Here is a 10458-nt window from a genome sequence, read left to right on the forward strand (position 1 = left end):
AAAGAGGAAATTATGAAATTAAATACTAAAAACACAAGTACAATTGGCTTTCCTGAAGGATTTTTATGGGGCGGTGCTACTGCTGCAAACCAAATTGAAGGGGCTTTTGACCTTGGTGGAAAAGGGCTTTCTACTTCAGATGTTGCCGCTTATAAAGACCCTTATGCAGATGGCGGAGTCAATAACTTTACTTTTAACGTCACATCAAAAGAACTTGAAGAGTATTTAAAACCTGAATGTAAAGCGTTATTCCCTAAACGTTGGGGTATCGATTTTTATCATCGTTATGAAGAAGATATCGCATTATTTGCTGAAATGGGCTTTAAAGTATTTCGCTTATCTATCTCTTGGGCGCGTATATTTCCAAATGGTATTGATGAGCAAGCCAATGAAGAAGGCTTAGCATTTTATGATCGCGTTTTTGATGAGTTAGCAAAATATGGTATCGAACCACTTGTTACGCTATCTCACTATGAAATGCCATTAACGCTAACGCAAAAATTCAACGGTTGGCAAGATCGCAGATTAATCGACTTATTCGTTAAATTTGCCACAACTTGCTATAAACGCTACAAATCGAAGGTTAAATATTGGATCACGTTCAACGAAATGAACATGAACCTCAATAGTTTATATACCGGTGCAGGTACGCTACCAGACACAGTCAAAAATGTCGAACAAGCGGCATACCAAGCCTCTCATAACCAGTTCGTCGCCAGTGCAATTTCTATTAAGCTAGGCAAACAAATGATGCCTAACGCAAAAATTGGTTGCATGATTTGCCGACTAGAAACTTATGCAGAAAGTTGTAATCCAGAAGACCAATTACAAGCATTGAAAGAAGACCAAATCAATCTGTTCTATCCAGATGTCAGCGTCCGAGGTGTATATCCGACTTATATGCTGCGTTATTTTGAAGAAAATAATATTCATATTCAGGTAGAACCGGAAGATTTCAAAGTGCTTAAAGAAGGTGTAGCAGATTTTATCTCGCTAAGCTATTACATGACTTATGTCACCAAAGGCGGACCTGATGCAAAAGAATTATCAGGTCACTTAGTGAGTAAAATCAAAAACCCATACTTAAAACAATCTGAGTGGGGCTGGCCAATTGACCCAACGGGATTACGCATCACACTGAATAAGCTGTGGGATCGCTATGGTATCCCCCTGTTTGTTGTAGAAAATGGTTTAGGAGCTCGTGATACGCTCAATCCAGACGGTACGATTTCTGACCCATACCGTATTGACTATATTAAAGAGCACGTTATAGCGATGAAAGAAGCAATTCGTGATGGCGTTGATTTAATCGGATACACCACATGGGGCTGTATTGACCTGATTAGTTGTGGAACATCACAAATGACCAAGCGTTACGGTTTCATCTATGTAGAACAAGACGATGAAGGCCATGGTTCGCTAAAACGTATTCCGAAAGAATCATTCTATTGGTATCAACGCGTGATCGCTTCAAATGGAGAAAATCTTGATTAATCAATAAATTGAAATATAAATGCACCTTAAATCATTAGCAATAACAATTAAGGTGCACTCTTACTTTTATAAGCCATGAGTTTTAAAAATCATAAGAATTCAAGTTATACGCATTTATTTTTCAGGTAGTTGCCTATTAAGAAAGCGAATCAAGAATGTTGCAATTGATCAGTTTCTCTGTCTCCACAAGGTGAGATCGATTTTACATTCTTATTATAAGTGAACTATTTTCGATCAATGAGGAAGCATGTCTATGAGTAAAATTAATGAATTGACACGCCGAGATTTCCTATTAGCGACTGTCTTAACGCCCATGATAGCTCCTGCAGTAATGGGGTCAATTACTTCAGCTCAAGCGCAAGGGACCACGTCGAACAATAAACGTCCTAATTTTTTATTTATTCTACCAGACCAACACCGCTTTGACTGGATAGGCGCAAACCCTAACCTCGAAGTTAAAACCCCCAATTTAGATTCATTAATTGCTCGGGGAACACGCTTTCAGCAAGCGTTTGTTCCTTCCCCTGTGTGTGGCCCTTCTCGTGCTTGCCTTGCCTCTGGTCGTGAGTACGACCGGTGTGGCGTAGGTGATAACTTTACTGTTTATCCAACAACACAAGCGACCTATTATGAAAAACTACGCGATGCCGGCTATTACGTAGGGGCTTGTGGGAAATTAGATCTCGCGAAACCGACATTTGATAACGGTATTGATGGCCGCAACCATATGTCCGAGTGGGGCTTTTCAGACATGGTGAACTGTGCAGGTAAAGGTGATGCCGTATTAGAATGGGATAAATTTAAAACACCATTTGAACCTTACATGGCTTACATGCTTAAGCGTGGTGTTGCAGATATTCATGCTGCAGATATCACCTCTCGAGGAGGTGGACGAGCAAAAGGTCCAGAAGCGTACGCAAAAACTTACCCGACACCTATTGACGATGAAGACTATGCTGATAACTGGATTGGACGTACTGGAATTGAAATGATACGCCGTTTTCCTAAAGATCGGCCATGGCATATGGTAGTAAATTTTGCAGGCCCTCATGACCCTGAGGATATCACTCAAAGAATGGAAAAAACTGTTCGCGGACGTAAATTTCCTCAACCCTTTAATTCAACCCAACTCGATCCAGAACAACATGAAGCTATTCGACAAAATTACACTGCAATGGTGGAAAATATTGATCGCTGGTTAGGGATCTACCTTGATGAGTTAAAACAAAGGGGGGAACTTGAAAATACAATCATTGTATTTTCAAGTGATCATGGAGAAATGCTCGGTGATCATAACCGATGGGGTAAAAACGTCCCTTATGATGCATCTGTTGGTGTTCCATTAGTCGTTGCTGGGCCTAATATTCAACACCGCACTAGTGATGCATTAGTTAGCCTTATTGATATTGCCGCAACATTTTTAGATTATGCCAAGGCAGAGATCCCTGACGGCATGACAGCCCTCTCTTTTAGGCCTTTATTGGAAGGCAGAACCAATGATCACCGAGAATATGTAACTTCTGGCCTACTTAATTGGCGTATGGTACGAGATAAACGTTATAAACTCATTGAGGGCTTTGACCCATCCTTAATGAAAAGCTATGGTAGCGTGCCTAAAGGTACCAAGCGCCCCATTGTCCTATTTGATCTTCAAGAAGATCCGAATGAAAGTAATAATATAGCAAGCCAGCAACCAGAAATAGTAGCGAGTATGAAAAAGCGCCTTCCGACTCGTAATAGTGACCCTAGTTATGGATTTCCTAAGCCTGAAGACTTCGCTAATTATGGTAAACGAAGCTAATAACACTAACGCTTTAATATATTATTAATTAGTCAAAATAGACAATTTAGCCAAAACCATCCCCCTTCATAGTAATATAAGTTATTGAAAAGTATGTAGGGGGTTGCAAGAATACTGACATTCTCCCCTATTCTCTGTACTAGATCTTCATGCCATACAATGACTTTATTATTTAATATTCTGAGTATTCTTAATCATTTTTTACTGACATTAATCTAGAAATAAGTCCAGTTCAATTATTTAATAATTCCCCTACCTATAAACTCACCTATTTTATTAGATTAAGCCTAAGTCAGATATTTTAATGATTATTATTGTTTATTCAGTGAAGCTAATATAAGTTTATAGTATGCGTCATTATTATTTACTAATTTACTGACATGTTATCAATAAGAGACTAATAAAATGTGCACAAGCTTATCAATAGTAGATAGTCAAAATCATATTTACCAAGGACGAACACTAGAATTAACTGAAAACTTACCTTCTTGGATAACATATTACCCAGTAAATACCTTCTTTCAGAAAAAATCACCTGATGGCCAAAATGGTATTAGTTATACATCTAAATTCGACATTCTTGCTATAACAACTGAAATTTATTTTGATGGTGATAACCATAATATGTTTCAAGGTTTAAATAGTGAGGGGTTAACTTTTAGTGCCAATATGATCACAGAAGCAGAACTCTCACCGATTGAACCTGAAAATTATTCCAAGTCATTACCTGTCACCTCGATAGGTGAATGGGCTTTATCTAGTTTTAGCAATGTTAACGAAGTGAAAAAAGCTATTGAAAGTGGCTTCTTTTGGTCCCCAATCCTCGTCAACTTTAGGAATTTAAAATCACCATTCCATTATGCTTTTTATGATAAACAAGGTGGCAGTATCGTCGTTGAAGCTGTTAACGGCAAATTACAAGTCTTTGATAACCCAACTCGTGTAATGACTAATGGGCCTGATTTTCAATGGCATTTAAAAAACCTCAATAATTATAGCCAATTATCTAACCTTGATAAGTCAACCAATCTATTAGGTAATATCCGAGTGACTCAGCCAGATAGCGGAATTGCAACTGCAAACCTCCCTTCTTCAGATACCTCGGTTGGGCGTTTTGTTCGTGCCGTTTTTTATAGTACTTACGCACCGCAAGCTGATAATGCAAAAGAGGCAATAAATACCCTTGCCCATATAATGAATAACTTTGATCGCACTAAAAATATCACTGTTGATAATATCGGAGAAGGTGAAGGGAAAGGTGATATTTTACTGTCTGAATATACTGTCTGGACTTGCTTATCTGATTTATCTAATGGAACTATCTATATTAGAGGGTATGGTGAAATGAATTATACTCAATATTCGATTGACCAATTTAGCCATGAAGGTAAAGCTATTTTTAAACAACTCGATATTTATTAATTTAATCACCAATTGTAGAAGATAGTAATCCCTATCTTCTACAATTTAAAACTATTTATTTAGCTTTAGCCTGTTCATAACGAGGTAATGCTTTTTCTATTTCACCTAATGAAAAAGCTAAATCAACAGCAGCAATAACTGAGCCAGTATAAGCATCAATACGGGCAAGTTCTGCTGTAAATAATGCTATTTCTGCCGCATTAATTTCAGTCACCGTGCCTAGCCCATTATGATAAAAATCAACGCTTGCGGTATAACTTAACTGAGTTGTTTCAACTAAATTTTTTGCCGCTTTATGCGCTTCCAATGCTGATTTTAACGCGTTCTCAGTTAAGCTCATTTCTCGGATCGCTAACTCTTGGCTTTTTCGTAAATTTTCTTGAGCAATCAGAATATCTGATTGTGCATTCTTCATACGGGCTTGCCTGATCCCCCCTTCATAAAGCGGAATACTCACCCCAAGTAAAATATTTGAAGAGGAAGTACTTTGATTGATACCGGGTAACCCCTGTACATCTAAGCTACTATTTCCCCCAGCAACAGCGCCGGCCAAATAGACTTTAGGAAAATAATCAGACTCAACGGATTGAGTCGTTTTCATCGCTGCTTGCATAAGCTCATAATTAGAAAGTACATCAGGGCGTTGAGCTAATGCATTCCTGATCCTTTCATGGGTCAATGGCGCGATATCATCAGGGAGAACATCTTTGTCGCTATATTGGATGTTGATAGACTGAAGTGGAGACATACCAATGGATGATAGCAATAATTGGTACTGGTCTTTTTCTTTCCCTGCGGCTAATACGCTTTGGAATTCTAATTGAGCAACCTGTTGCTTAGCTAATGCAACATCAAGCACGGTCGCAAGACCTCGCGCCTTTTTCTGTTCCACCGCATAAAGGACATTTTTACTGCGCGCTAAGGATTCAGCAGTAATTTTGTTTTTTTTCTGTGCGGCTCCGTAAGTATAGTAAGCCGTAGTAACATCATGAATGACCTTTTGATGAAGTAAATTAAAGTTCAAATCGGAAGCTAGAGCCGCATGTTTTGCTGCATTCGCGAGAGATTCACGCTTACCGAAATCAAACAACAACCACTGAAACGTCACCGCTGGGATAAAAACATGGTTAGAAACATCGATTTTATCAACAAGATCATTATGCGGAAGCTTTACAGTCCCTCGTTGATAACCACTTAATGCTGTTGCTGTAATAACAGGCAAATAGGTGCTTTCAACCATTCCAACATCAACCGCCGCCTTTTTGGCTAATTCCCAAGCAATACGTGTTTCAGGGTTATTTTTTTGCGCAACATCGATAAGATCAGCCAAGTCATACTGCTCTTTAAGTGTTTCATTATGTTCGGCATACAAATTCTCTTCAGGAGAAGAAAGGTATTTTTCGGATTCATATCGTAGCGGCTGCTGGGCTTTTTCCATAAATGAGCGGCTGGTATCGACACATCCGACAAGAAATACGCTCAGAAAAGTAGTGAGCAAATACTGTTTGTTTTTACTTTTTGTTAATTGTGCCGTCATTATTACTTCTCACTAATGAGTTCTTGCATGACTTGCTCTTTTTCTTGAGCTGATAATATTATCGGTAGCGAATTTAATACATCACGTTTAAAGTCACTAATTGATTTAGCGCATGCATGGGGATCTAAATTATCTTTATGATTAAAATAGATAAATTTAGAAGCATAATTTTGATAACTGTCCACTGAGGCTTCAGCTAACAGCTGTTTAAAGAAGCGAGTTAAAGCATCACCTTTATCTTTAGAGTGAGTTTCAAAGATTAACAAGTCTATATCATCTTTTGCTTTTATTACGCCTTCATTAATTGTTGAGACTAAACTGAGCGCTTGCACATTATTCTCATAATTGCCTAATTTAAGTGCCGCATAACTATCTAAGATATTCTTAATTTGCTTATTAATCGTGGTCATGATGGATACGGGCCACACTTTAGTGAACATAATATACATCACTATATTGCCTAATAAGATGCCTAAAATCCTATCGGAAGCGACATCCATATCAAAACTAGGTTTAAACCCATGTAATACCGTTAGCAAAAATGCAAGTCCAACTTGGACTCCTGCATAGGAAATACGCTCATTACCGGCAGCCACCCATGCTGCGGGTAAAATACAGAAGAAAATCAATACCATTAAGCTAAAAATATCGGATAAATGAGGAATAATATAAAGTAACGAAATAATCCCAATCAGTGCACCAATTAAACACCCCGTGATACGCAGTGTCAGTTTATGCACAGTTTCACCAACTGATGTTAATGCGACAACATAGCAAGTGATCATCGCCGTATGGATGCCTTGCCATTCAAAAAAGTCATAAAGAACGTAACATATCAGTGCTGCGCAAGTGGTTTTTATTGCAAAATATTTATGATTAGGATTAGTAAAAGCATCCTCAACAAAAAACGGCATTTTCGTTTTTGGGTCACTGAATGTTTTATTCTTAAATAAAATATTTAGGAAATCATCCAATAACTGTTGATTGCTCTTATTAGTTGGTTTGCTATCTTTAAGGTTTTCTAACTGTTCAAGTTGATTTGTAGATAAACACTGTGCAATAAATTGGCATTTTTCTGATAGCTCAATACGCACTGCTGATGATGTATCATCCGGTAAATTCAAAGACATGATCAGTATTTCATAGGAATTATCAATCATGCTATCTAGCCATTGTATTTCTTTTTTCCCTTTTAGGAAAAAAAGCTTAATAAACATTAAATAACGTTTGCATTCAGACTGAGTAGCTAAAGCTTCGGTTATTTTAATTGGCTGGAGCTTATCCCCTAAAAAAAATTGATGCGCACTTAAAAAGCGCTCTGACAATTTATTGAGTAATAATTTTCTTGGGCTAATACCAAAAAAATAATTAAAGATAATAACCAGTAACATAGGTGATACTGCCATTAAGAGAGCATACAGCAGCCCCCTAGTTGCAGCATCGCCAAAAGGAATATCATCAATTAATGTCATTAAAAATGCGATCACAAGCGCGATTAAATTACCAATATCGCCCAAACTACTGGCAGAAGATAAATACATAAATAAGCCAGAAAATAACGCCATAAAGAAAAAGCGTAACATCACATTTTGAATGGTTAAGTTAAATAATATAAAAATCACACAAACAGCAATACTGCATAAGACTATGACACCGATACACAATAGTATGTTTTCAACTGCGTCAGACTTAACAAGGTAAATGATCAGGTAACAACTGATCGCCGACTCTGGTATTTCGTATAACATGGCAATACCTGCCATTAATGCGCAGAGTAGAGAAATACGCCACGCCGTCGAAAACCGAAACTCGAATGGCAACAAATCCTGCTTTATTTGTTGAAAAACTAGTGAAGTTTTAGCAGTCATCATCTTTAGATACTATATTAACAGTAGCTGTGGCACCTATTCGCATTAATTCCTTAGGTGGATTATTTAAAATCACCCTGACAGGAAAACGTTGTTCGACTCGTACCCAATTTAGTGATTTAGGCACATAAGGCAAATCCCTAGGAATATTGAGCAAATCAGTAGACATAACCCCCCAACCTGTACCTTGCACTTTACCTTTAATTGGCTGCTTATTATTGATCATAGAGTAAACTACTGCACAGCTCCCCATCTGAATATTGCCTAACTCCGTTTCTTTAAAGTAAGCAGATGCAAACCATGTATCAGTATCTATTAATGTAAATATAGACTGGCCTGATAACACAAACTCACCAGCAGACATGGTTAACCCGACGATATAACCATTACTCGGTGCTTTGATTTCCGTATTACTTAATTCCCACTCCGCCATAGCCAATGACATTTTTAATGACTGAACGAGAGCCTCTTCGGATTTGGTATTATTAATTAATGCTTCAGAAGCTACATTTTGTTTTTGGGCTTGTTTTAAGCTGACTTCTGCATCACGTTTTAAAGTACGTGCATCATCAACCTGTTGAGCAGTCACGAAACCTTTAGCTAATAAAGGCTCTAAACGTTTTAATGACTGTGTGGCAAGAGCAAGATTAACTTGTGCACGTTTGATTTGTTCTTCTGCTACTTCAGAATTTGAAGTTTCAGCAACGATGATCCTCTTTTTATTACTGAGGGCTGCTTCTGCAACAAGTAATTCAGCTCGAGCTTGATCCACTCGCAACTGGTACATGGTAGGGTCGATCGTAAATAATAGGTCACCTTCCTTGACCTCCATGTTTTCTTTAACATGAAATTGGCTGATCCGCCCAGGTACCACAGAAGATATATTGATTTTATTTGCCTCAATCACCGCATCTTCACTTAATGGGTTCAAAACTGATGATTGCAGGCTTTTCCATAGCAAAAGCAATAGAGCCACAAACACACCGATTGTGATAATGATTGCGAGCTTTTTTTTATTTTCTGTATTCATAATTTAATGAGAGAAATAAAGTAAAGATATTGTAATGGCAATCGATAGCAAGACACCAAAGTAAAACAGCAAGGGCAACGGTAACTTATCATCGATTTCTAAGCGGACCAGAAGAACACGTAATAACACTGCGCCTATTAGTCCAATTAAGACACACAACATCCAATAAGGAAAATAAGCACCTAGCATGGGAAATAGTGGAGAGTTTCCCTGTGTACAGCCTACTAATAAAAAAGCTAGCAAGCTAATGCTAAAATGATGACAATATTTTTTAAGCAAGTTCACATCAATATTACCTATCATTATATGATTATTAATTGATTGCTTATTACTATAGCGTTTTTTTTATGATTATAAAATAAATAAATTTCAACTAGATAAACATTGGTTTTATTTTTTATTAACTGAGTTTCACCGACACCCCACCCGTCAAAAAAAAGCTCAACAATAACCCAACACATTGATTAATAAAATATATATTAATCAAATCAGTATAAGACCATACTGGTTATAATGTTGAACAAGTACAATATTATGCAAAGTTCAATATCAAATTAACCGCTTAAACTGATTAACTAAGCCTATTAAACGGAAATATGAACTAATTTAACTATCTCGATATGATTTAACACTAGAAATTTAAAACAATTTTACTCTTGGCCTATTTCAGGTAACAATTAGACTGTCTTATTATGACAATCAAAAATAACCGCTCCAAAAATTAACTTTAAAACTTTATTAAAACGAAAGTCGACCGCATCAATTTATATATCATCGGTATATATTCCCCCTAAAAGTTTAATTCATATAGTCGAATTAGATAGTTATATTAATACCATCGAGTCATTAAACAGCGTTATCCGTCATGCTATAAAGAAACGTAAGGTCTTCCCCAGCGATGACTCTGTGCCGAAAGTGATTTATTTAGCAATTGAATCTACCTCTAAAAAATGGAGTATGCCAATTAAAAGCTGAAAATAGGTAATGAGGCGTTTTATTAGTTGTAAAAATTAACTGGCTAAAACTAAAAAGGCAAAATAAAGCAATATGGGTCTCACGTTGCCTGCCTTGGTACTTCTACAGCATAACAAGCCTTAAATAATAAAAATCCAACTCAGAATGCTTCCATCACACAAGCAAGGCTTTCAATCATCAGCACCATGTTGGTTGATTTGATAATCACTACGTTTCACAAATACTCGCTCAACCATAGTAAATGTTATACTTAATAGCCATGATGATGGATCGCCCTGCCATGAGAAGGCCCCACGATTAATCAAAGAGTAATGATGAAACGTATTAAGAT

At 37.1% G+C, this 10458-nt stretch carries 7 protein-coding genes and 1 pseudogene; 4 read left to right on the top strand and 4 right to left on the bottom strand.

Annotated elements, in window-relative coordinates; all coding sequences use genetic code 11:
* Positions 1-12 precede the first annotated feature (12 nt).
* The 3 genes from ABE954_RS17865 (at position 13) to ABE954_RS17875 (ending at position 4717) form a co-directional block, all read left to right on the top strand.
* Positions 13-1494, top strand: coding sequence for a glycoside hydrolase family 1 protein (locus ABE954_RS17865; protein ID WP_042846141.1), 1482 nt, complete (start codon positions 13-15; stop codon positions 1492-1494).
* A 253-nt stretch (positions 1495-1747) separates the two neighbouring features.
* Positions 1748-3295 (top strand): sulfatase, encoded by a 1548-nt coding sequence (locus tag ABE954_RS17870; protein WP_052219337.1) that lies wholly within the window; start codon positions 1748-1750, stop codon positions 3293-3295.
* A gap of 405 nt (positions 3296-3700) precedes the next feature.
* Complete coding sequence (locus tag ABE954_RS17875) at positions 3701-4717, top strand: linear amide C-N hydrolase (RefSeq protein WP_042846142.1); 1017 nt, start codon at positions 3701-3703, stop codon at positions 4715-4717.
* Positions 4718-4772: 55 nt separating this feature from the next.
* On the opposite strand, the gene ABE954_RS17880 is transcribed toward ABE954_RS17875, so the two are convergent.
* The 4 genes from ABE954_RS17880 to ABE954_RS17895 are packed head-to-tail and all read right to left on the bottom strand — an operon-like array spanning position 4773 to position 9455.
* Positions 4773-6254, bottom strand: coding sequence for a TolC family protein (locus ABE954_RS17880; protein ID WP_042846143.1), 1482 nt, complete (start codon positions 6252-6254; stop codon positions 4773-4775).
* A gap of 2 nt (positions 6255-6256) precedes the next feature.
* On the bottom strand, positions 6257-8125 hold the full coding sequence (locus ABE954_RS17885) for an FUSC family protein (protein ID WP_166685118.1): 1869 nt from the start codon (positions 8123-8125) through the stop codon (positions 6257-6259).
* The gene (gene mdtN, locus ABE954_RS17890) at positions 8112-9152 is read right to left on the bottom strand and encodes a multidrug transporter subunit MdtN (RefSeq protein WP_042846146.1); all 1041 of its coding nucleotides are present in this window, start codon (positions 9150-9152) and stop codon (positions 8112-8114) included. Before mdtN ends, ABE954_RS17885 begins: the two co-directional genes overlap by 14 nt.
* Before the next feature lie 3 nt (positions 9153-9155).
* Positions 9156-9455 (bottom strand): YtcA family lipoprotein, encoded by a 300-nt coding sequence (locus ABE954_RS17895; RefSeq protein ID WP_208291984.1) that lies wholly within the window; start codon positions 9453-9455, stop codon positions 9156-9158.
* A 528-nt stretch (positions 9456-9983) separates the two neighbouring features.
* Here ABE954_RS17895 and ABE954_RS17900 point away from each other — a divergent pair.
* Positions 9984-10127 (top strand): annotated as a pseudogene (locus tag ABE954_RS17900) (transposase); the annotation flags it as partial.
* Between the last annotated feature and the right edge of the window lie 331 nt (positions 10128-10458).

It is taken from the genome of Providencia sp. TYF-12 (assembly GCF_041344805.1).
GTDB classification, from domain to species: domain Bacteria; phylum Pseudomonadota; class Gammaproteobacteria; order Enterobacterales; family Enterobacteriaceae; genus Providencia; species Providencia huashanensis.

What these genes read in the sequence shown, in the direction of transcription:
- ABE954_RS17865 (WP_042846141.1), top strand. Translation starts at nt 13, where the DNA reads ATGAAATTAAATACTAAAAACACAAGTACAATTGGCTTTCCTGAAGGA.
- ABE954_RS17870 (WP_052219337.1), top strand. Translation starts at nt 1,748, where the DNA reads ATGAGTAAAATTAATGAATTGACACGCCGAGATTTCCTATTAGCGACT.
- ABE954_RS17875 (WP_042846142.1), top strand. Translation starts at nt 3,701, where the DNA reads ATGTGCACAAGCTTATCAATAGTAGATAGTCAAAATCATATTTACCAA.
- ABE954_RS17880 (WP_042846143.1), bottom strand. Translation starts at nt 6,254, where the DNA reads ATGACGGCACAATTAACAAAAAGTAAAAACAAACAGTATTTGCTCACT.
- ABE954_RS17885 (WP_166685118.1), bottom strand. Translation starts at nt 8,125, where the DNA reads ATGATGACTGCTAAAACTTCACTAGTTTTTCAACAAATAAAGCAGGAT.
- mdtN (WP_042846146.1), bottom strand. Translation starts at nt 9,152, where the DNA reads ATGAATACAGAAAATAAAAAAAAGCTCGCAATCATTATCACAATCGGT.
- ABE954_RS17895 (WP_208291984.1), bottom strand. Translation starts at nt 9,455, where the DNA reads ATGATAGGTAATATTGATGTGAACTTGCTTAAAAAATATTGTCATCAT.